Genomic DNA, 20,856 nt, shown 5'->3' on the forward strand with positions numbered 1-20,856 from the left:
TAGCTTTTATAAATAAGTATTTAGCTACTTCGACTATTGCCGCCTAATTTTTACCCATAGATAAATGAATTTAATCTTTGATATTACAAATAGTTAAGGCTTCTGGTTTAAAACTCATAATGTCTTCACATTCGTGATTTGTACACGTAATTATTTTTTGAATATCATCCTCAGAATAATGTCTTCGCAAATTTTTTATAATCATGAGTGACGTTTCATAATATCTACATTTTTTATTTTCTGCGCCAAGATATGCGTCTAATTTTTGTTGTGTAATAAATTCTTTTTCTTTCGCACGTTTTTCTTCATATTTCATCTGAGCTAGCTGTAACTCATAGTCTTGAATTTTATTATCCTGTCGCTTTTGAATATTGGCAATGATCTCATTGTTATCCGTGACTCTTGAGAGCTTAAGTTGTTCTGATACATATTTTGCTGGGAAATATTTTTTCTGTATATTTTTTAACGGACTAATTTCTGTCTGCCAAAAACCATCTGCATTCCAAAGAAGGATACAAATAATAATGATCAAACCACATGATTTTCCAAAAATTTGAAAAAATTTACTTTTATTTTCTATTACCCTTTGCTTGGATGGTTCACTTTGTTCATGATTATCCATTTATTTTATATTCCATTATCACTATTGATTAATTATCATACCCCATGCAATGTGGCTTCAAAACTAAATTTTACCTAAAGTATTCCGAATGAACATTTTTTACTCAAAAAGAATATTTTAGTATATTCATACTGATAATCCATTAGAATTTTTAAAACCAACATCCATTATCTTTGGACTTTTTATTAAAATACCTAGAAACGATTTAAAATTTTTCGCAGTAAATCACTCCCTAAATTCTATATTTTAATGACTACATGTCTATTTTATATTGATATAAAATGCCTTATGTAAGATCCAGTTACAAAATAACGATTATAGAACTGATATAATAATATATCGAGCATAAAATACATCATAAAAAAGGACCATTGTTACGAAATAATAGTTATATTGAAATTTTCATCCGATGTTGGTTCCACAAAATACTTTGTCATCTGCTCAAACATTTCGGCAGTATCGGTGCTCATTCGTTCTGGTTGCTCTACTTGCCTTTGCGCTATTTGTCTTAAGCAACGTTCATTCGTTACATCAACAAATATCAGACAATGGGGTGCCTGAACTTCTGTAAAAATTTCCCTGAACCAAGCCCTTTGTAAACGAGTATTCGCTGGGAAATCCATCACGACATCGGTACCAGCCACTAATATAGACTGTACTAGTTTTTTAATTTGGGGCTTTAACCGATTAGAATATTTTATATAATCGGCTACCGATGATATTTGATCTGGATACAATGTAGCGAGCCATTCATCTTCCGAAAGTAATACTGCATGCCTTTCCAATGCAATTTTCTGAGATCGAGTTGATTTTCCAGCACCCATTTTGCCACTAAAAAAAATCAAAGTTCCTGTATCAAACTCATTTACGGATGTCATATAGCCACTCACATTTTAGAATACTAATACCTATAAGATAGGCAGATAAATGATAGGAATAGGTGTAAATTTCTATTTGACAGACCAGCGATGCTATCATTTTAATAAAACAAATAGTTTTAATCTTTAAATACATAAACCTTTAATTATTTTCGGCTATGAAACCTGCACAAGATGATTCAGATGATATTTTCCCTGATTCAACTCAATAAAAATTAGCCTCAAATCTCAAGATTTATAACTTTTTAGATAAATCTATCAACTCTTAGCGATAACTTCAATGAATGACTCATATTTAAGCTTTCACTTTATATGCTCTCATTCACTAAACTGCAGCATCTTAATAAATTTTGCAGGTGTTCCACCTACTAAAGTATCGGGAGCGACATCTTGAGTCACAACTGAACCTGCCGCGATAACAGAACGAGCCCCAATCGTGACCCCCTGACAAATTACCACATGGCCACCAATCCAGACATCATCTTCTACGACAATCGGTTTACATTGAACTTCCCATTTTTTGCGTTGTTTATAATTCAGTGAATGGGTCGGAGTATAAAACTGAGTTCCAGGGCCCACTAATACATGATGACCAATTGTAATCGGGGCATTATCTAACATCGTCACCCCCATATTAATGTACGTATCATGGCCGACGGTAATCGTTTTACCGTATTCGCATAAAAATGGCGGGCAAACCACACTATTATCACCAATGGATGCAAATAATTGCGCCACATATGGTTTAGCTGCTTCAAATTGTCGCTGATTAATCTTCAAAAGTAGATCAAAAGCTCTATTTCTGAGTGACGCAAATTCAGGACTATTAGCATCAAAATCACAACCCAGCCCCATTTTTTCAAACTCACTCATACCATTTCCTTTGCAGGCAACTCATAGATATCTCATTATAGCTAATTAGCCATTTATCAAAGAGAAATAGGTCACTTAAAAACACTTTGTGCGTATGGCGGTGTACCCAAAACGACGATATAACAACCGCCGCAATTTTGTCATTCCTTAACCAACCCTGTATATTGAGCCCAACAATTACTCTTAAGGTAAAAAAATCATGAAAGTATATGATTGCTGCGATTTGGTTCGTGAACTCTATGCACAAATAGGCAGTGGTGATCAGGGCTATATTCCACAAGCCATTGGCTGCGTTCTCAAAACATTAAATGATATCGCAGCCGATCCAACTCTTTCGAAAACGATCCGCGAGCAAGCTGCATTTGCCGCGGCCAATTTATTAATCTCTGATTTCGAAGATGACTAGAGGCCATGTTTTTTAATATTTGGGATGAGCTTCTTTTTCAGGTTCGGGCACTACAACTAGGCTAATCGGTGTTTCTCATTGTGCCCCCATCCAAGCCTTGAGACTATTGTGATAAGTCTCCCCTCTGCGTCAGGGATGACGCAGAGGACCCCTTAGTATTCGGAACACTTATTTAATTATTTGTCAGCGGGACTCAGACTTTGTCATTGTATCGCTCAACAGCCCGTTATTTATGCGTAAAGCACGGCTGAAGACGCTGTCATAAAGGCTTGTGTAATTTGCGATAACACTCGGGAGCGTATCCCGGCATACTGCCAATATAGCGGCACATCCATAAAGATATCCGGAGCGATATTTATGACTTCCCCTTTTTCAATCGCATCACCTAATAACCCTTCCTGAGTCACGCACCATCCCATATGATATTTCACCGCATCCACCAAGCTAAGTGCGCTTGGCAAATAATGAACACTGGCGGGTAGCACGGTTTGATGAATAATCATCTCTAAAAATTTGCGCTGCAAAAGATCTTTATGGTCATAATCAAGCATCGGAGCCTGCTGAAACGCGGCAGCCGTCAACCCGTTTTTAAAATAATGATGGTAAAACTGTGGTGATGCAATCGCACAATAACGCATGTTTCCCAACTGTTGACTCACACAGCCCTGTAATAATTTTTTCTCCGATGTTAACGCGCCGATCACCGTCCCATTTTTCAAATGTTCCAAAGTAAAATCTTCATTATCAACTTGAATATCAAATAGATAGCCATACTCCTGATACAGAGTGGCTAAAGGTTGTAACAACCAAGTGGATAATGAATCTTCATTGACCGCAATCGAAAAGGTTTTGGAATAGGAATAAGTTTCGGATTCCGGGAGAAAATCCGCCATCACTTCGGCTTCCAGTAACGACATCGGCTTGACCCGGCTGAGAAGCCGTTCCCCGGCGGGCGTCGGCTTGCAGGGAAACTGACGGATGATTAATAACTGCCCGACCCGATCTTCCAACTGCTTAATCCGTTGTGAGATCGCCGAAGGAGTCACATTCAGCCGCTTAGCCGCTCGCTCAAAACTGGTCTCTTCAATGATGGCAATAAAAGCAACCACCTGAGGGGATAACAGACTCACACTCACCTCTTTAGAAAAACTTAACTTAGTTAAGATTATATCATTTTTCTAATCCTACCAAAGCCTGCATAATTTCCACGTCGACCGAAGCGCTTAACCAATCATTCAACCAGCCTTATCGGGTATCAATATAGGAACAAGAACGACATGCTGACATCCACACTCATCACCGGTTTTACTTCTGGCGCGGGATTACTGGTTTGCATCGGTTCACAAAACGCATTCGTCTTACGTCAGGGACTGCTTCGAAATCACCTTTTTGTCGTGGCTTCAATCTGTATTTTGAGCGATATCATTCTGATTTCCGGCGGAATTTCCGGATTAGGTATGTTGATTCAGCAATGGCCTAAACTCATTGAACTCATTCGCTATGGGGGTGGAATTTTTCTGGCAGTGAACGCAATTTTAGCCGCCAAACGGGCTTGGGATGGCGGAGGACAGTTAAAAGCGGCATCGACCTCAGTATCGAAACGAACGCAGATCATGCTCACCTGTCTGGGATATACGTGGCTCAATCCACATGTTTATATTGATACCATCTTGCTACTAGGCAGTCTATCCATGCATTATTCCGGCGTTGAAAAATGGAAATTCGGCATTGGAGCTCTCACGGCCAGTTTTATCTGGTTTATATCCATCACATACGGCGCCAAGCTGTTATTGCCTTTGTTTCATAGTCCCCATGCCTGGCGGATTCTGGATATCATGGTCGCTGTGATGCTAGCTTATTTTAGTGTATCGCTCATCACGACCCCAATAACCGGATAGCTAACCCAACTCCGGCAACTCAGAAGTGATTGATATCCTCCAAAGCGGCAATGGCAACCGGACACATCCGGTTGCGACTATGGATCTTACTGAATTTGCCTGCTTCGCCCGGCGCCGGTCGTTTTTTTTCGCCGGGAATTCTGCGACCGTTGGTTTCCTCGACTTTCCCCAGATGGCGCAGGTTTCTGAGCGTTTGACGATGCGTTATTTTTTGAGGGGTTAAACTGAGCCTGTGTGTGCTTCGTTGCAAAACGATTTGAACCATGACGCCCGGAGCGACGACGCTGCGCCGGAGTCTGTCGACTCACATCTTCAGCAGGGATCAAACAATCGGGTTTATCTCCAATCAAATATTTTTTACCCATCGCCACCAGCGCTTCACGGATCAACGGCCAATTTTCCGGATCATGATAGCGAAGTAATGCTTTATGCAGACGCCGCTGACGTTCCCCTTTGGGAACTGCAACTATTTCACGGCGTTTATACTTCACTTTTTTCAGTGGGTTTGTCTCAGAATGATACATTGCGGTCGCATTACACATCGGCGATGGATAAAAATTCTGAACCTGATCGCACTCATAATGATTATGCTTGAGCCACAATGCCAGATTCACCATATCCTCATCGGTTGTGCCCGGATGAGCCGAGATGAAATAAGGGATCAAATACTGTTTTTTACCAGCCTCTTTGCTGTATTTTTCAAACAGCTCTTTAAACTTATCATAGCTGCCCATACCAGGCTTCATCATCAGATCCAGCGGCCCTTTTTCGGTATGCTCCGGAGCAACCTTGAGGTAACCGCCCACATGATGCGTCGCCAGCTCTTTGATATATTCAGGGGATTCAATCGCTAAATCGTAACGAACTCCCGAGGCGATTAAGATTTTCTTAATCCCCTTCACTTTACGAGCTTCCCGGTAGAGATCGATGACATATTTATGATCGGTATTCAATTTGGCACAGATCCCCGGAAATACGCACGAAGGGCGACGACAGTTGGCCTCGGCTTTGGGATCTTTACAACCGAGGCGATACATATTCGCCGTTGGTCCTCCCAGATCAGAAATGGTTCCGGTAAAACGCGGCACCTTATCCCGGATCTCTTTAATTTCCTGAATAATTGAATCCTGTGAGCGGTTTTGGATGATTCGGCCTTCATGTTCCGTGATTGAACAAAATGAACAGCCACCAAAACAACCTCGCATAATATTTACGGAGGTCTTAATCATGTCATAGGCTGGAATTTTAGCATCCCCATAGCGCGGATGAGGGCGACGGGCATAAGGGAGCCCAAAAACAAAATCCATCTCTTCCGTCGTCAGCGGAATGGGCATCGGATTCACCCACAATTCACGATCACCATGTTTTTGAACCAGCGCCCGTCCTGAATAAGGGTTGGTTTCTAAATGCAATACCCGGCTGGCATGCGCGTATAGAATCCGATCATTGATGAGCTTTTCATAAGACGGTAATCGCACGGCACTGGTTTTAGCATCATGCCGCGATGCACGAACCACAATGGGCTGTGCTTTCTCTTCTTTCTGGTCTTGGCACTGTGACTCAGTTTCATATGGATTGGTCGGTACAAAGGGACGTCCGGGCTTATCAATCCGGGAGGAATCAATAATCGTAAACTCAGCGGGCAATTCCGAAAGCATGACCGCTGTGCCGCGAATATGCTTCATCTCGGAGATAGATTCACGCTGTGCTAGACGATGCGCCACTTCGACCAATGCGCGTTCGGCATTACCAAACAGCAGAATGTCGGCTTTAGCATCCATCAGAATAGAACGGCGGATTTTATCGGACCAATAATCATAATGTGCCACTCGCCGCAGACTCGCTTCGATTCCACCTAATACAATCGGCACCTCTTTATAAGCTTCCCGGCAACGTTGCGAATAGACTAACGTGGCTCGATCCGGTCGCCTTCCCCCCTCATTATTTGGGGTATAGGCATCATCATGACGTAATTTACGATCAGCAGTATAACGATTGATCATCGAGTCCATATTGCCCGATGTGACCCCGAAAAATAAGTTTGGTTTTCCCAAAGCCATGAAGTCGTCTTTGTTCTGCCAATTTGGCTGCGCAATAATTCCAACCCGGAACCCTTGCGATTCAAGTAAACGACCGATAATAGCCATACCAAAGCTCGGATGATCCACATAGGCATCCCCAGTTACAATCACAACATCGCAACTATCCCAACCGAGTTGATCCATCTCTTTTCTGCTGGTAGGCAAAAAAGGGGCTGTGCCGAAACATTCGGCCCAATATTTCGGGTATTCGTTAATTTTCTGAATCGTCATATGTTAAATTATCGTCATTACGTTCAAGGTGCTGATCACGCAAGCTATCGCATTTGTGCGCTCGGGAGCTCAAATGTCAGCTACGAAACGGCCGCCACTATACGCTAAAACCAAACCAATCACGAAATTTAGTTTCATTTTAAACCCATTTGAAAAGAACATTGCTCACCATCAGATAGGAAGTAATGCAGTTGACGCCACACTAACCACAACGTTCTTAATGGTGCGATTATTCTTATCTGCCATCATATAAGCTAACATTTCCTGATACGCAATCAATTTACCGAAGATACGAGCATAGCTAAAATTAGCAACCCCATCCTCACTATAACCGTTACTCAACAAAAACAAATGACCACTGGCATCACGCTTATTATTCAACCGCCAGGAAATCGCCTCCAGATTACGAGCTGAATTAAATAACTTTTGTCCATCCAACTCATTACTTATATAAAAATCATTACGATAACCATAAGACGCATACAACATTTGACGGATCCCAGTCATCAGTGCAAACACACGATCCCCTCCAAATTCGGGATCAAATGCCAACGGAATTGTGCTGGTTCCATAGCTATTATTCAATTCGGCAAAGCGGGTCACGGCCGACTGAACGAAGATCTGTTGCATGCGGCTATCTACCGTTTCATACGGGCCCCCCTTGGCTAATTCCCGGGGATTGCGTCGGTAAAGTTTCAGCGTCAATTTTCGCAGCAACTTATCGATCTCCCGACAATTGGCATCAGCCATCATATCCACATCCGTCTTCGCCAAACTTTTAAAGGCGAATGGATGCTGCCCTGCAGTTGAGCAGCCACTTAAGGCCGCTATGATCCACACCGTTAAGATCAAATAGATAGTGGACTTCATACCCTTTCCTTGTGGTTATCACCCTACTTTTTTCTTGACTATGTTTTGATAAAACACTGTAAACCTGATGACTCATGACGTACCGCATATGAGATGTAAGACAGCTCTTCCTAAAAATAGTTTAGGCAGCGCTGTGCGCGAACCAGGCTCAATTATTCAGACTAATATGCACGTGGCATTAAAACCGAATCAATGAGGTTTGTTCATAAAACGGCGGTGTCTAAATCCAGCTCAAATCGTGGCAAAACTACTCACGAGAGCTTGAAAGATCTAACACAAATAAAACATTTATTTTACATTTATGCGAGAGTAGACTGAAAAACCTGTCGGAGCCCGTTATAAATCACGGAATCGAATATGCTAAATTTAAATGGATTTAGCGTTGAGCAAAACGAACCCCGCCATATGCAATCCTTCTGATTCGCCAGTTTTACTCTGACGAAATTGTGCCAATTCATAAAGACGGAGACAGTACAGATGTCATATATCCGATTTTCCAAAACTTTAATTGCTCTTACACTATTCGGAACAACACTAGCCACCTCAACCGTTGCTCAAGCTGCTGATGCTCTAAAAGCAACAATTAGCGCTTATCCAGACACCCATGCGAAAGTCCGTGGCCATGTTGCTGCAAAATTTAACTCGGGTTACGTCACCATCAGATACAACCTGACTGGCTTAACTCCGAATGCCAACGGTGGGCTACACATCCATGCTGGGACCAGTTGTAAAACGGCCAAAGAGGTCGGGGGGCATTATTTCGCTCCCAAAGATCAAGGGGATTATTGGAAAAATGCCAACTGGGTATCCGATTCGAAAGGCCATGCCAAAGGTAGTTTCCGACTGCTGTCGGGCTTAGATCGTAAAGATAATTTACATCATGCCGTCGTCGTTCATGACAGTCACGGCGACCGCATTGGCTGCGGTATTTTGCAGGGGTAAATCTCAAAATAACATCAGTTTTACCCTATCAAGAATGCTTACATAAGCTCGCAAAGAAAAATCTGAACAATCAATGCGAGCTTATTTGATATTCAATTTAACCTGAAATCGAGATAAAAAGGGGAACAATAAGCTGGTTTGGCGATCAGCTCTTTCGACCAAGATTAACCCCTCGCAAAGGAACCTGTTATATCAAGACGATGAATGACCAACTGAAAAATATCTCCCAAATGAAACATTCCTGCCATCGGAGTTTACACGGATTCATGCTGAACTTACTTGGCGGATTAATCGCGTACTGCCTGAAACCCCAAAGCCACCGCTTAATATCACAAGTACTGAAAAATCTCAGCTGATGGCTTAAACCGCTCTGAGGTTATTTAGATTCACTATCGATTTTCATACTCATGAAATCTTCAAAAAAGCATTAAGAATTCCGTAATCCCATCAATCGTTGCACGGTTGAAGATACTCACTGGATAAGCGAGTATCAGGTGCCGAATGCTGAAACCACGACGAGATCCAATCAGGGCCTGCATCAGAAAAACCATGCTGAGAAGGTAACTCAACTTCAGTGTTCTTAAATTGACCACTGATTAATTTAGCTCTGACTATCGGCACATGTCCCATTTCACCTCGAGGATACTCATAGATCCCCGTGATCCTTAATTGAGTCCCCACGCCCACCGGTGCAATCATGCTCCGCTGTTTTTCAAATAATAATTTGGGAAACATCTTTTTATCCCATGAATGGCGTGAACTTAAATACTCACGCCAAGAACTGGGATATTGATAATGATATGTGTGGATACCTTGCTGATACGCTTTGGGAGCAAATCCCTGAATGCCGGTACAAAAGCTACTGTCACCAAAACGCCCAGCCTGTAAATCAGCACAACGTGCTTCATATAAAAAAGCAGGCTTCTTTATTGTAAAGCAGGCGGCTCGTAATGGCTGATACTGTTTATCGTCAGTATGATCAACAATTCCGGAGGCACATCCACCCAATAACAGCGCCATGCTCAAAATAGTCATATATTTCACAATTAAACCGATGATTCCTTTTCTATTGATTCTCAATCATATTGATGCCATCAACCGTAAGAAATAGCTACAGTTCATCTGGCCCTGCATCCATAAACTGGGGGAGATCGTCATCCAGATGGAGCCAGTTTATTTTACTTTGACACCAAATATGATATTGCGGTTTGACCGCAGTCGGATCATCCAGCGAACATAACGTCACATCAATCGTTTTTGGATCTTGCATCGCTCTAAACGCTAATGGCGTGCCACAGTGGGAACAAAACTCCCGTTGATAATTTGCACTTGAGGCATACACACCGATTTCACCTTGGGTATAAGAAAATCCTGTAAAAGGAATCGTCAACCAGGCAACCGCAGGTGCACCACTGGCCCTCTGGCAGAGCTTACAATGACAAAACCCGGCATCAATTAAAATAGCATCGATGGCATAGCGAATCGCACCACATAAACAACCGCCCTGCAACGTTACAATATGATTTGAGTCATTCATTAGTATTTTCCTTTGCGCTTGAATCACGATGCGATGCCTAATCCAACACCCTTATTTTTCTCGCTGGATTTCCGGCATAAATTGCTTTCTCGGTAATATTTTGGGTCACAACACTTCCAGCGCCAATGACGGCACCGGAACATATTGTGACAGGAAGAAGGGTTGCATTAGAACCAATCGCAACATGATCACCGATTTGGGCTCGCCCCCAGTGGTCCGGATTGGGATCTGGATGACCATTCTTAAAGAGATCATTCGTAAACATGACCCCATGCCCAATAAAACAATCTTCACCGATAGTGACATACTCACAAATAAAACTATGCGATTGCACCTTCGTACGTGCACCAATCACGGTATTTTTTTGAATTTCGACAAATGGACCAATAAAAACATCGTCACCTAATCGACAACCATAAATATTACATGGTTCTACTATCTTGACGTTTTCACCTAATGCGACGTCTACCAGACCAGATGTTAATAAATGAGGTTCGGGCATGGCTCAACTCCATGATAAGGATTCAATCTAAATAAATGTTCTCATGCATCCAGAACTAAAATCAGCCGAGATTTAAGTCTCTGTAATCGCGGCTGATGTCTGCAATATTAGAGTGTCAATAAATCATTCATGACGGCTATTCATCCGCATCAATTGCTTTGATAAATTTTGCAGGAATGCCCCCGACCACGGTTCCCGGTAGCACATCAGAAGTCACTACGGCTCCAGCGGCAATAACCGCATCATCGCCAATCGTAACACCTTGTAAAATAGTGACATTCGCACCTATCCACACATCTTTACCTATAATAATCGGGGCAACAAAGTTCCAATGTCTTTTTGCTCGGCTCAGACCATGATTCACCGTAGCCATAACCACATTATGTCCGATCAATGTCCCATCACCGATCCGGATGCCGCCCTGATCCTGAAACTTACATCCCGCATTGATGAAGACAGTTTTTCCAACGTGAATATTTTTCCCGAAATCACTATAAAAAGGAGGGAATAAGGTAAACGAAGCATCAACCTCGCTACCGGTCAGATCAGAAAATAAACTTCTAACTTCATCCGGGGAGTGATATGCATTATTTAAATTAGCGGTGATACGCATTGCTTCATTACTATATTTCACCAGAAGTTGATGGGCTCCATCGCCTTCCTTAATGGGAAGCCCTTGATTGAAATGTTCAAGTAACTCTTTCAAATCCATATCAAATCTCTCTTATTTACCGAGCTTATACTCATGATGAAAACTCAGATCACGACATTTATAGGACGATACACATTTGAGATCATGATTTAAACCTAAATTATCTTGATCGATTAAAAAACTATCGGCGCCATCAACTAAGTCGAGACATAAGCAGCGCGATACTCCTCGCTATCTCATATATTCCAACAGAACATCAAACAACCTACTCGGTTTACCCTAACGGGAATATAACTATCGATTATTTTTCAGTCAAAAAACGTTATTTTTAAAGAGAAACATCATGATCTTTGGACCTTTCTAATCGCTCTGTCAATTGAATGTCTCTACCTTCTCCCGGGCGACATAAGTCATAAATAATAGCCCATGATCCCTCCTGTTCTTGGGATAACAATTGTTTAAGACAATCTTGAATTTTAGGTTTTACCACCATATGATCACGGCCAATTGAGATAAGATGTAAGTTTACTTTTCGATGAATATTCTTTTTAATATGAGTCATCACCAGTTCAACTAAATGTTTAGCAATAGCAGTATTGAGCCAAATACGGGTATCTAAAGCATATTGATATATTGGTTCACATATTTTATCAATCTCATGTGGTTCTTTAGGTTGCCTAAAGACTTTCAATAGCTTATTCGGGGTTTCTCTGGCGATATAAGACCGAATATTACCTAACAATATTTCTAACGATTTTTTCATCTGTGGTGTGACATCATTATTTTTGTGATTGTATTTATAATTTTGAAGTAAACAAGCATCAATTTCTTTTAATAATGAACAAATTTTAGATTTATTATTTGGATGTTCTTGTAATATTTTTTTAATAGCCAGATATTTTTCTAGTATCTGTAGAAGGAGCCCATAGCTAGGAAGTTCCCACCCAGTAACAGAGATACTCTCCTGAGCACTATATTGTTTAAAAACATCCTCTTTCTTAATTTCCCATTGCTTATCATCTTCATCATAGGCATATATCTGAAAGATATTTTCTAAGGCTATTTTGGAATCAGCTTCAGCTACATTCAAGGTCGGACGAGTTAGATAATCCAACGGTTTATCATGAGCATCACCAATAATCGCCATGACATTTAAAATCTCCCCCTCTGGAGTCTCATCATATATTCGCTTTACTTCAGAGTAGATTGTTGGATAAAAATTATTCTTAAGGGCTCCTGGCGTAACTTCTTTTATAATAGGATCAGGCATATCAATGAACCGGCAAATTTTACAATTGCCCTATAGTTTAAAATTCGGTTGAATAATTTACTGAGTGAAATGAATTTTAAATAAGGTTAAAGGCATGATTCCCCATTCGCCTCACGTTCAAGACATCACTCTTTGTTAGTTAGATTGACGAGACTGGTCTGCAATTTTCTGTTTGAACAACGCCTTAACCCCCGTAAAATCAGACTGAATCACAAATGCCCCCGTGGTACAAAAATAACGGGCGATTTGCTGTTGCCCCGGGCGAAAAATCAATCCATAACCATCCTCTTCCGGGCAGAGTGAAAACTCATCGGCACGATATTGTTTTCCCTGTTCACTAAAACAACGCTCAAAGAACTGCAGAAGTTCATGAGCTTGGGGGGATTTAAATCGCTGTTCACCAATAGTGGCCGCCGTTTTATCCGATACTAATACTAAATAATCATGCTCACTATATTTCATAATATTAAATAGTTTTTGTCGCTGCGGTTGGGTTGGTTTTACCGCGACATGCACACGGCCACGCGCTTCATAACGAATGACACCTGTTGCCACCATCAAATTTACAATGGTGATTTCATCACAAATCCCTTGCATATCCTCGGGTAATAAAGCAGCCACCGCACGATGATACTGCTTTAGACTCAGATTAGATCGCTGCAAATTAAGCAGCCGACCATCAGGCAAAATATACCCACCATCTTTGTTCGAATGAGTCACACCGAAGTTTTCAATGAGCCGATTTAATAAATATTCAGCAAAATTAGGATCAGATTGAACCATATCAGTCTTTATAAGTGTTACTTCACCAACGCTATTATAGTGACTTCACTCTACTTTTGCTGGCTATATGAAGATCCCATATCAAATCATTCCATCAGATTGCAACATCCATAAATGTTTACGGAAAGATAAAAGACCTATCGCCTGCTGTGCACCTGAATATATTTAGTTAAAAAATATCTTATTCAAGTCGTACTAAATCGCGGTTCATCATTGTGCTCCACCCAAAGAATAGAAGTTATTCCGATAAGTCGTTCCACCCGCGTCGGGGATGACTTGCTGGGGCTCCATAGAGAGCGGTGATACGTGTTGCCGTTGGCCTTGCTGGCCTCTGTGACCTCGTCTTAGGAACACTTAATTAAATAAACACTTCAAGATTCGTCACGAAAGGTCACCCCGCCCAGCATGTAGCCTTTGGGCCGCTTTACTGGCCGCTGAAACTTTTGCAACCCAAATACCTAAAATAATCAGAGTAACCGCCAATAGGTGACTCCAAAGTGCAGATGCAGGATGACGGAACTGGTCAATAACAACACCCACGATCATCTGACCACTCATAATCAACATGGCTGCCTGTGTCGATCCCATCCGCGGCAAAACATAACTATTAATAGCGACAAAAAAAGCGCCCATTGCGCCGCCTAAATAAGCATAAATTGGAGCATTCAAATGAAATGAGGGAATACCATTTTCCCAGACCACAATCATCAATGTTAAAAAAACAAAACCACCGATATGGTTGCACAATGACGCATAAAAAGCATTGCGTTCCATACTCAGTCGGCCATTAATAGCACGACTCAAGCTAATGCAAATACCATTAACCCAAGCAATCATAACAAATATAATCATAAGGTTATCTATAAAATATCAAAAGTGTGCTACCGCAAAGGATGAGCACTATAGACCCAAAATCCAACAGGCTGAATCGGCATTTCATCACCCCAAACCAGCCTCCTAAATCGGATAACAATCCAAATAGAATCTGACCGGTAAGCATCAATCCCAGTGTTCCGGCTAGCTCCAATGGGCTATTTACAGCTATCGAGGCCAGTAAGACCGTGAATGCTCCGGGGATTCCCCCTAGATAGCTCCAAATCGGTGGCTTGCTTACAATAATTTTTTTAAGGCCGCTTTTTCTCTCCCCCAAACTTACCCATAGTAACCAAGCGACAATGGCACCAGAGCCATGTGCAAACCAAGAGGCCAGCCAAGGTGAACTCCATGTTGCCAGCGTGCTGTTGGCCGCAATCATGGTTGTCAATAATCCCCCCGCACCAAATGCCATCAAAAAAATATGACGTGTTGAATGCATCATTAAAACCCTTCCAAATAATCCATTCTGAATTTTAAAAAATAATCAAATTTGGTATAACCCTGCTCATAGGAAACATATTGTTGATGTAAGGTTGACAAAATAATGGATAAATTTTCATCAATTCCATTTTTTATTGCTGTGGTAGAAACCGGCAGTTTTTCCAGTGCTGCTAAAAAGCTAATGATGACGAAATCAGCAGTCAGCAAACGTATCAGCCAATTTGAAAGTGAACTCGGTGTTAAGTTAATCAATCGAACTACCCGCAAGCTCAGTTTGACCGAAGCCGGTTTTAAATATTATGAATATGTAAAGGCTGCGCATCAGCTCGCCAAAGAAGGTGAAGATGCCATCTCAAACATGCAAGACAGCGCTCAAGGACTCTTGCGAATTACCGTACCGATGGTGTTCGGCATACGGCATATCTCTCCTATCATTCCTGATTTTCTGGCGCAAAATCCCCAGATTGAACTAGAGATATGCATGGATGATCGAGTCGTTGACTTAGTCGGGGAAGGATTTGATATGGGGATCCGCATCGGACACTTGAACGATTCGTCACTGATCGCCCGAACGTTATCCCCTTGCACCAGCGTGCTTTGCGCCGCACCTCATTATCTTCAACAACATGGAACGCCACATACCCCAGAGGAACTGCATCAGCATAATTGTCTGCTCTATAGCTACTATCGCGGCGGTTTATCCTGGAATTTTAACGGTCCTGACAAAGAGGAACGTATTCTGCCCAAAGGCAATTATAAGGCGAATAACAGCGATGTATTATATGATGCGTTATTGGCTGGCATTGGCATCGGCCAAATGCCGAAATTTATTGTGGGTCCAGCGCTAGCCGATGGTCGCCTGATTTCTTTACTCCCCGATTATCATCTTCCTCTGCATCATATTTTTGCCGTTTATCCACAAAGGCGGTTCATGCCGGAAAAAATGCGTCGGCTACTCACTTTCTTTACGACACGCTTTAATGAGAACTCTGACTATCGAAAAAATTATGAAAATGACATCAATAAGCATCCGTTCAACCGATAACTAGTCGCTTAGCCTGACAATAGGCACCCAAAATACCATTTTCACGTTGCATCGTATCCAAGACCCCTTGATGTAAACTGGCATTGGCAGCGCCACAACAATCCTCAACGAGCAAACAATCATAACCGCGATCATTTGCTTCACGTATTGTTGATGAGACACAGACATCAGTTGTAACGCCAAAAATAATTAATTGGCGGATCTGTTGCACTCGTAAAATATGTTCTAAATCAGTCGCATAAAAGGCACTATTCCCAGGCTTATCAATCACGATTTCCCCCGTAATCGGGGTCATTTCATCTAAAAAATCACAGCCATATTCACCGCGAACCAAAAAACGACCTAAAGGCCCCCGGCTCCCAATAGCAGCGCTATGCTCCGCTTTTAAACGTTTATTTAGATTGAGGTCAACTAACTCAGGACGATGACTCTCTCGTGTATGAATAATCAATAAATTCTGCTTTCTCAGCCATGCTAAGAGTTGCTGCGCTTTGGGAAGAGACTGGGTTAAATGCTGATTCGATTCACCAAGAAACGCGAAATACCCTTTGGGATCTAAAAAATCGCGTTGCATATCAATCACAATAGCTGCAGTGTCTTCATTTGACCAATGCCCCACGAGCGGCCATGTATACGGGGTTGCCTCAATCGGATGATAATCACGGTTCATTGTGCTTGTTCCATCCATTTAGCCGGAAAGCGCAACTTCAAATTAGAAGCATTCCCAATCACTTGATCATCACCTGCTTCGATACCAATATACTGTGCGTTTGGTGCCGTTTCTCCGAGTAAACCATGTGCAAAAGCAAAGTGAGCAATCTGCGTCATTTTCAGTTTAAAATCATTGGACCGAACATAGTGGATCCCCTGAGCGGGGGTAAAAAAATCAATCGTTGCCAACTGACTTTTAAGGCCTTTCAGATCTGTATTCAGTGCTTCGGCCATATAACTCATCATCTCCTGATGACGCGGATCATGCTGGTTTTGCAAAATCCCCATGGTTTCATACCAAGCGCCAATGATCGCTTTCCCCAAATTAGGTTCTTGTTTCAGCAACTCCGTCCGGATCATCATTCCATCAACGATTTCACCGTATATTTTCGAAGAGTCATAAACTAAAGAAGCATCAGGGAACTGATTTAAAATTGCAGAAAGCTGAGGTTTCCAAGTCACAACCACATCACTATTGGCATCCGCAAATATCGCACTAATATCACTATCAGAAGTATTGACCAGATGAACATCCCGCTCATTCAGACCCACGCTAGCCAGAGCACGATCCAACATATAATGGGAGCCGGATAGCTCCACTAAATTAATGGTCTTCCCCTTAATGTCACTCAGCTGACTTTGTTTCCCTTTCATAATGATGCCATCACTACCAGCAGAAGTGCTCAGCGGCATTAAGATGGTGGTATCCACACCAGAACTAGCAGGGATCGTCAGTGCATCTAGAGTCATCGCAACAGATGCAGCCAATTGTCCGGCAGTGAATTGGGTCTGGGCTTCCATATAATCATTTAATTGAATGGCTTCGAGATCAAATCCATATTTGTCTCCCCACTTTTTTAAAATCCCATGCTCTTGCGCATAACCTAAAGGCATCGTGCCAGCATAAATAGTCCACGCTATTTTATAGGTCGGTTTAGGGGCAGCCTGAACAACAAAACAACTACCGATCAAGAGCAATAGCAACAATAGCGATTTTTTCATCGTAAATTCCTTATTATTGGCGTCTATTGTTAGCTTAAATGGCTCTAATACACTGAAAAATGATAAATCTTGCACATTCAGTTGCTGTTTTGATCAAGTAAACACTGGACTATATGTTGCAATGTGGCGCGGTTCCCCATATCCCCCTTCCGAGTGGCCAACTGAATAGATGAGCGACGCTGAATATGGCTCGGCATAATGGCCACCAACTGGCCACGCTGTTCGAATGTTTTAGCATAATGCATTGGAATAAAGCCGATCGATTCCCCTGAAATAATCTGGAAAGTAAGCGCTTCAAGATTTTCGGTATAACAGACAGGACCAAGAGTTGGGAATCCTAAGCTTTCAATATCACTTTGATTGAGAAAATTACGCGCAAAGAAGGCTTGCTTAGAGAGCAGTTGACAACGTTCAGCATGTGAATGCTGCGCCTTAAACATCGCCCATAATTGACTTTGTGGCGAACAATAAAGCGCATCGGTTTCCTGATAAAGTTCTATATAATTCAGCGCATTATGCCGATGTTCGAAGATCCCTATCGCCAGATCCAAGGTCTGATCCAAAAGCAGTCGTTCTAGTTCATAGGGGGTATACACAGAGACATCCATTGTTAAATGAGCAACCCCTTGAATACGCTGATCGGACAGCCGTTTTAAAGTACCGGCCAGCGGGCAGTTGGGATCGGCAATAATATTATCAATAATACCCAGAACTAATGCTCCCGAAAGCTCATCCCCCAGCTCTAATATTTGCTTTTCAAAATGCTCTAACGCGGCAAATAACCGTTTGGTATGAGCTAAAACCGCCTCTCCTTCACGAGTAAGTTTAAAGCCTTTACGTCCCCTTTCGCATAAAACTACTTTTAATCGAGTTTCAAGTGAACTGATCGCCCGACTGATCGCCGAAGCATCTTTATTCAGTGGATATTGAGCATTCGTCAATCCACCACTCAGACTAACGACCTTGAATATTTGCAGTTCTTTGAGTAACGTCCCATCAACTTTCATCAATCCATTCCAAAGCTGTTTTGAAAATCCTAAAAGATTTAGCGCCGATCTTCCAACAATGGATCACTGTATCTGGGTTAAAATATTGGTGTCAAAAGCCATTTAGCCTAAATTGCGAACAAAAACAATCGTGTGAGCTTGATGATGCTCCATCCAGAGCAACGATCTTTAGCGATTGTATTTATCCAACTTAAACATATTTAAACACAGCCCTTTAATGACACTAAAATACCTAATGATGATGAGAGACAGAGAAAAACAATGCGCAACTGATCACGATCAACACCCCCATGACCCCCCACAACAATGGATGCTTCCATAGAGCGGTTGTTCGATGTAAATAATGAAATAATGGACGGCTATTCAAATAGGCATGAAATAATACCAAGATCATCGCCAATACACCGAGATACAGATGTATATCTTTGTATTCATGTTTACTTATACCTAGCCAATTCCAACCACGCCCCATTGGGCCTTCTGGAGCTAAAAATAGGATCACCCCCGTAAAACTAATCAATACAAAGCTAAGTGTCATGATAACGGTTGTATAAGGTCGTAATCGATTCAGATTCATTGGTTATGAACTCACGATAACTTGAAAGGATTGATTAAATTTTAGCCAACCTTTAAGCAAGACCCTGTGAGGTAGATCGGATTTAATTACTATTTCTAATCTTCGAGCAATCTCTTTCAAATATTCCCCGGAATTGATCTCCGAGATTTAAGCTCCCCAACGAGCCTGAGGATGTAAGCGATGTTTAGGTAATGCATAATGAAAATAATAATGAGAAACTCTAATCAATAATACGCCCCTGCATCAGATGTTTCGGCTTTTTGCCTGACCTTGAAGATACGAAACGCTTCGCAGGTCGTAGTTGGCGACAATTGCGACATCATAATGCAACTGTTATTGATATAAAATAATTGAAGAAGGCTCTTCATTATCTTAACTTAAATAAAGGGTTACCTATGATAGATAATACAAGTAACACGCCTATTTTTAATTTTGATTTCGCTGCATCCGAACCCAAGAATAAACCCAATCCGGCTGAATATTACACGATGACGGATTATATCCATGATCTGGTCACCATCGATCAGGATAATTCCGCCACAGCGACCGATACTCAATTAATGATCACGAAGTATCGAAAGCTTTATTATAATTCTCGAGGCTGGAATGATTTACTGATTCCTGAAACAGCCAATATTGCCACGTTTAGCGCTTCAGCGGCGACCCAGAAAGTACAACGTAGTCATGAAGTGATATTAACTAATGGGGATTTATATGATGCGGCCCATATCTTTGCCATTCTTGATGCGAGTAATCACAATGGTCCTCTAAGCCCGATACCTGAACATTTAATCCCTGCCGACCTCCCTAAAGCTTTAAAAGAACTCATTCCTGTCGTGCAGAATCGACTGATGGCTGCCGGATGGCTGGGTGATTTATCTGAAATCACAGGGCAATTTTATCAACAAAACGCAAATAACGTGGGCGCTAAACAAGCGATTGTCGATCAGTTTGGTGCTTATTATAAAAATCTGGCTAATGTTGATGGCATGGTGATGACACAGCACTATGATCTCCTAACAAAGGATGGTCAAAAATTATCCGATATTTTTACGGCCTATTATGGGCTAACTCCCGAAGCGGGGCTTCGTTCTCAGCTCAAATCATCACGTTATTTAGATTTTGCCACATCGATAGGTTTGAATTGGAAGGATAATGCATTTGAGAATAGAGAAGTCTGGCTCAAGCAACAGCTTCCCAATTTACGAACCTGTACCGCTTTTTATTTAGTTAAAGATCGCGGACTACACCTCACGCGCCAAACAACGCCAACTGAACATTTAACCACGGATCTTAAAACAGCACTCAATAGTGCGCAGCTGAGCCAGCAACAATGTGAATTTGCCCAACACCTATTAACCGGATTAGAAAATAACAGCAACCCCATTGAGGACGATCTGGTAACTCTGGCAATCTGCTTTCTAATATGGATTGGGTATTATGACCGTCAGTTGTCCATTGCGGACCTACTTGCCTCTTATATCAGCGGGTTAGCACAGGCGATTCAAATGACTCAATCAGTCAGCCATTAAATGAATACCCATTATTCATGAGTGTTTGATCAAAATGGACAAGATAACGGCCTCTCTCGGAGCACGTGTACTCTCAATCGGATTTATCTTGTCCTAGAGTCTTTTGATCTTCACTCGATC

General features: G+C 41.8%; 23 protein-coding genes and 1 pseudogene. 6 read left to right on the top strand and 18 right to left on the bottom strand.

All coding sequences use genetic code 11. The annotated features are described in order from the left end of the window. Positions 1 to 70: 70 nt before the first annotated feature. The 3 genes from ABUE20_RS00730 to ABUE20_RS00740 all read right to left on the bottom strand — a co-directional run bounded on the left by ABUE20_RS00730 (position 71) and on the right by ABUE20_RS00740 (position 2,373). A complete protein-coding gene (locus tag ABUE20_RS00730) occupies positions 71 to 622 on the bottom strand; it encodes a hypothetical protein (RefSeq protein ID WP_408617877.1) in 552 nt (183 codons plus the stop codon). 374 nt (positions 623 to 996) lie between these two features. Then, the gene (locus ABUE20_RS00735; protein ID WP_408617878.1) at positions 997 to 1,500 is read right to left on the bottom strand and encodes a P-loop nucleotide/nucleoside kinase family protein; all 504 of its coding nucleotides are present in this window, start codon (positions 1,498 to 1,500) and stop codon (positions 997 to 999) included. 318 nt (positions 1,501 to 1,818) lie between these two features. Continuing rightward, a complete protein-coding gene (locus ABUE20_RS00740; protein WP_408617879.1) occupies positions 1,819 to 2,373 on the bottom strand; it encodes a sugar O-acetyltransferase in 555 nt (184 codons plus the stop codon). 199 nt (positions 2,374 to 2,572) lie between these two features. On the opposite strand from ABUE20_RS00740, the gene ABUE20_RS00745 reads away from it, so the two are divergent. Then, positions 2,573 to 2,779: a YaeP family protein gene (locus tag ABUE20_RS00745; RefSeq protein WP_408617880.1), complete on the top strand. Its 207-nt coding sequence runs from the start codon at positions 2,573 to 2,575 to the stop codon at positions 2,777 to 2,779. 230 nt (positions 2,780 to 3,009) lie between these two features. Here the strand turns inward: ABUE20_RS00745 and ABUE20_RS00750 are convergent, their stop codons facing one another. After that, on the bottom strand, positions 3,010 to 3,909 hold the full coding sequence (locus ABUE20_RS00750) for a LysR family transcriptional regulator ArgP (RefSeq protein WP_408617881.1): 900 nt from the start codon (positions 3,907 to 3,909) through the stop codon (positions 3,010 to 3,012). Positions 3,910 to 4,056: 147 nt separating this feature from the next. On the opposite strand from ABUE20_RS00750, the gene ABUE20_RS00755 reads away from it, so the two are divergent. Then, positions 4,057 to 4,677 carry a LysE/ArgO family amino acid transporter gene (locus ABUE20_RS00755; RefSeq protein ID WP_408617882.1) on the top strand — a complete coding sequence of 207 codons (621 nt, stop codon included), beginning with the start codon at positions 4,057 to 4,059 and terminating at the stop codon, positions 4,675 to 4,677. Positions 4,678 to 4,763: 86 nt separating this feature from the next. Here ABUE20_RS00755 and ABUE20_RS00760 read toward each other — a convergent pair whose 3' ends face one another. After that, positions 4,764 to 6,989, bottom strand: a complete 2,226-nt coding sequence (locus ABUE20_RS00760; RefSeq protein ID WP_408617883.1) for a YgiQ family radical SAM protein — start codon at positions 6,987 to 6,989, stop codon at positions 4,764 to 4,766. Between the two features lie 171 nt (positions 6,990 to 7,160). Next, the gene (locus ABUE20_RS00765) at positions 7,161 to 7,859 is read right to left on the bottom strand and encodes a hypothetical protein (RefSeq protein ID WP_408617884.1); all 699 of its coding nucleotides are present in this window, start codon (positions 7,857 to 7,859) and stop codon (positions 7,161 to 7,163) included. Positions 7,860 to 8,336: 477 nt separating this feature from the next. On the opposite strand from ABUE20_RS00765, the gene ABUE20_RS00770 reads away from it, so the two are divergent. Next, positions 8,337 to 8,801 carry a superoxide dismutase family protein gene (locus ABUE20_RS00770; protein WP_408617885.1) on the top strand — a complete coding sequence of 155 codons (465 nt, stop codon included), beginning with the start codon at positions 8,337 to 8,339 and terminating at the stop codon, positions 8,799 to 8,801. 191 nt (positions 8,802 to 8,992) lie between these two features. Beyond that, a pseudogene (locus ABUE20_RS00775) lies at positions 8,993 to 9,165 on the top strand (IS982 family transposase); the annotation flags it as partial. Between the two features lie 83 nt (positions 9,166 to 9,248). On the opposite strand, the gene ABUE20_RS00780 reads toward ABUE20_RS00775, so the two are convergent. The 8 genes from ABUE20_RS00780 to ABUE20_RS00815 all read right to left on the bottom strand — a co-directional run bounded on the left by ABUE20_RS00780 (position 9,249) and on the right by ABUE20_RS00815 (position 14,863). Then, complete coding sequence (locus ABUE20_RS00780) at positions 9,249 to 9,836, bottom strand: hypothetical protein (RefSeq protein WP_408617886.1); 588 nt, start codon at positions 9,834 to 9,836, stop codon at positions 9,249 to 9,251. A gap of 76 nt (positions 9,837 to 9,912) precedes the next feature. Beyond that, positions 9,913 to 10,338, bottom strand: a complete 426-nt coding sequence (locus ABUE20_RS00785) for a GFA family protein (protein WP_408617887.1) — start codon at positions 10,336 to 10,338, stop codon at positions 9,913 to 9,915. Between the two features lie 37 nt (positions 10,339 to 10,375). Continuing rightward, positions 10,376 to 10,840 (bottom strand): acyltransferase, encoded by a 465-nt coding sequence (locus tag ABUE20_RS00790; protein WP_408617888.1) that lies wholly within the window; start codon positions 10,838 to 10,840, stop codon positions 10,376 to 10,378. Positions 10,841 to 10,976: 136 nt separating this feature from the next. Then, on the bottom strand, positions 10,977 to 11,552 hold the full coding sequence (locus ABUE20_RS00795) for a DapH/DapD/GlmU-related protein (protein ID WP_408617889.1): 576 nt from the start codon (positions 11,550 to 11,552) through the stop codon (positions 10,977 to 10,979). 268 nt (positions 11,553 to 11,820) lie between these two features. Then, positions 11,821 to 12,762 carry a hypothetical protein gene (locus tag ABUE20_RS00800; protein WP_408617890.1) on the bottom strand — a complete coding sequence of 314 codons (942 nt, stop codon included), beginning with the start codon at positions 12,760 to 12,762 and terminating at the stop codon, positions 11,821 to 11,823. A 135-nt stretch (positions 12,763 to 12,897) separates the two neighbouring features. Next, positions 12,898 to 13,545 (bottom strand): hypothetical protein, encoded by a 648-nt coding sequence (locus ABUE20_RS00805; RefSeq protein WP_408617891.1) that lies wholly within the window; start codon positions 13,543 to 13,545, stop codon positions 12,898 to 12,900. Between the two features lie 381 nt (positions 13,546 to 13,926). Next, complete coding sequence (locus ABUE20_RS00810) at positions 13,927 to 14,397, bottom strand: DMT family transporter (protein ID WP_408617892.1); 471 nt, start codon at positions 14,395 to 14,397, stop codon at positions 13,927 to 13,929. 4 nt (positions 14,398 to 14,401) lie between these two features. Next, the gene (locus tag ABUE20_RS00815) at positions 14,402 to 14,863 is read right to left on the bottom strand and encodes a DMT family transporter (protein WP_408617893.1); all 462 of its coding nucleotides are present in this window, start codon (positions 14,861 to 14,863) and stop codon (positions 14,402 to 14,404) included. A gap of 102 nt (positions 14,864 to 14,965) precedes the next feature. On the opposite strand from ABUE20_RS00815, the gene ABUE20_RS00820 reads away from it, so the two are divergent. Next, positions 14,966 to 15,907, top strand: a complete 942-nt coding sequence (locus ABUE20_RS00820) for a LysR family transcriptional regulator (RefSeq protein WP_408617894.1) — start codon at positions 14,966 to 14,968, stop codon at positions 15,905 to 15,907. Here the strand turns inward: ABUE20_RS00820 and ABUE20_RS00825 are convergent. From ABUE20_RS00825 to ABUE20_RS00840, 4 genes are all read right to left on the bottom strand, one after another. Continuing rightward, complete coding sequence (locus ABUE20_RS00825; RefSeq protein ID WP_408617895.1) at positions 15,897 to 16,577, bottom strand: cysteine hydrolase family protein; 681 nt, start codon at positions 16,575 to 16,577, stop codon at positions 15,897 to 15,899. The genes ABUE20_RS00820 and ABUE20_RS00825 overlap by 11 nt on opposite strands. Next, the gene (locus ABUE20_RS00830; protein ID WP_408617896.1) at positions 16,574 to 17,620 is read right to left on the bottom strand and encodes a putative urea ABC transporter substrate-binding protein; all 1,047 of its coding nucleotides are present in this window, start codon (positions 17,618 to 17,620) and stop codon (positions 16,574 to 16,576) included. The genes ABUE20_RS00825 and ABUE20_RS00830 overlap by 4 nt, the downstream gene beginning before the upstream one ends. Before the next feature lie 77 nt (positions 17,621 to 17,697). Further along, on the bottom strand, positions 17,698 to 18,627 hold the full coding sequence (locus ABUE20_RS00835) for a LysR family transcriptional regulator (protein ID WP_408617897.1): 930 nt from the start codon (positions 18,625 to 18,627) through the stop codon (positions 17,698 to 17,700). A gap of 232 nt (positions 18,628 to 18,859) precedes the next feature. Further along, complete coding sequence (locus tag ABUE20_RS00840; RefSeq protein ID WP_408617898.1) at positions 18,860 to 19,204, bottom strand: DUF4405 domain-containing protein; 345 nt, start codon at positions 19,202 to 19,204, stop codon at positions 18,860 to 18,862. Positions 19,205 to 19,599: 395 nt separating this feature from the next. On the opposite strand from ABUE20_RS00840, the gene ABUE20_RS00845 reads away from it, so the two are divergent. Then, entirely contained in the window at positions 19,600 to 20,736 is a 1,137-nt protein-coding gene (locus ABUE20_RS00845) for a hypothetical protein (RefSeq protein WP_408617899.1), read from the top strand. The last annotated feature ends 120 nt before the right edge of the window (positions 20,737 to 20,856 follow it).

This window comes from Celerinatantimonas marina (genome assembly GCF_046054165.1).
Lineage (GTDB): Bacteria > Pseudomonadota > Gammaproteobacteria > Enterobacterales > Celerinatantimonadaceae > Celerinatantimonas.

Excerpts from the sequence above, each read along its gene's own strand:
- ABUE20_RS00730 (WP_408617877.1), bottom strand. The coding sequence starts at position 622 with ATGGATAATCATGAACAAAGTGAACCATCCAAGCAAAGGGTAATAGAA.
- ABUE20_RS00735 (WP_408617878.1), bottom strand. The coding sequence starts at position 1,500 with ATGACATCCGTAAATGAGTTTGATACAGGAACTTTGATTTTTTTTAGT.
- ABUE20_RS00740 (WP_408617879.1), bottom strand. The coding sequence starts at position 2,373 with ATGAGTGAGTTTGAAAAAATGGGGCTGGGTTGTGATTTTGATGCTAAT.
- ABUE20_RS00745 (WP_408617880.1), top strand. The coding sequence starts at position 2,573 with ATGAAAGTATATGATTGCTGCGATTTGGTTCGTGAACTCTATGCACAA.
- ABUE20_RS00755 (WP_408617882.1), top strand. The coding sequence starts at position 4,057 with ATGCTGACATCCACACTCATCACCGGTTTTACTTCTGGCGCGGGATTA.
- ABUE20_RS00760 (WP_408617883.1), bottom strand. The coding sequence starts at position 6,989 with ATGACGATTCAGAAAATTAACGAATACCCGAAATATTGGGCCGAATGT.
- ABUE20_RS00765 (WP_408617884.1), bottom strand. The coding sequence starts at position 7,859 with ATGAAGTCCACTATCTATTTGATCTTAACGGTGTGGATCATAGCGGCC.
- ABUE20_RS00770 (WP_408617885.1), top strand. The coding sequence starts at position 8,337 with ATGTCATATATCCGATTTTCCAAAACTTTAATTGCTCTTACACTATTC.
- ABUE20_RS00780 (WP_408617886.1), bottom strand. The coding sequence starts at position 9,836 with ATGACTATTTTGAGCATGGCGCTGTTATTGGGTGGATGTGCCTCCGGA.
- ABUE20_RS00785 (WP_408617887.1), bottom strand. The coding sequence starts at position 10,338 with ATGAATGACTCAAATCATATTGTAACGTTGCAGGGCGGTTGTTTATGT.
- ABUE20_RS00790 (WP_408617888.1), bottom strand. The coding sequence starts at position 10,840 with ATGCCCGAACCTCATTTATTAACATCTGGTCTGGTAGACGTCGCATTA.
- ABUE20_RS00795 (WP_408617889.1), bottom strand. The coding sequence starts at position 11,552 with ATGGATTTGAAAGAGTTACTTGAACATTTCAATCAAGGGCTTCCCATT.
- ABUE20_RS00800 (WP_408617890.1), bottom strand. The coding sequence starts at position 12,762 with ATGCCTGATCCTATTATAAAAGAAGTTACGCCAGGAGCCCTTAAGAAT.
- ABUE20_RS00805 (WP_408617891.1), bottom strand. The coding sequence starts at position 13,545 with ATGGTTCAATCTGATCCTAATTTTGCTGAATATTTATTAAATCGGCTC.
- ABUE20_RS00810 (WP_408617892.1), bottom strand. The coding sequence starts at position 14,397 with ATGATTATATTTGTTATGATTGCTTGGGTTAATGGTATTTGCATTAGC.
- ABUE20_RS00815 (WP_408617893.1), bottom strand. The coding sequence starts at position 14,863 with ATGATGCATTCAACACGTCATATTTTTTTGATGGCATTTGGTGCGGGG.
- ABUE20_RS00820 (WP_408617894.1), top strand. The coding sequence starts at position 14,966 with ATGGATAAATTTTCATCAATTCCATTTTTTATTGCTGTGGTAGAAACC.
- ABUE20_RS00825 (WP_408617895.1), bottom strand. The coding sequence starts at position 16,577 with ATGAACCGTGATTATCATCCGATTGAGGCAACCCCGTATACATGGCCG.
- ABUE20_RS00830 (WP_408617896.1), bottom strand. The coding sequence starts at position 17,620 with ATGAAAAAATCGCTATTGTTGCTATTGCTCTTGATCGGTAGTTGTTTT.
- ABUE20_RS00835 (WP_408617897.1), bottom strand. The coding sequence starts at position 18,627 with ATGAAAGTTGATGGGACGTTACTCAAAGAACTGCAAATATTCAAGGTC.
- ABUE20_RS00840 (WP_408617898.1), bottom strand. The coding sequence starts at position 19,204 with ATGAATCTGAATCGATTACGACCTTATACAACCGTTATCATGACACTT.
- ABUE20_RS00845 (WP_408617899.1), top strand. The coding sequence starts at position 19,600 with ATGATAGATAATACAAGTAACACGCCTATTTTTAATTTTGATTTCGCT.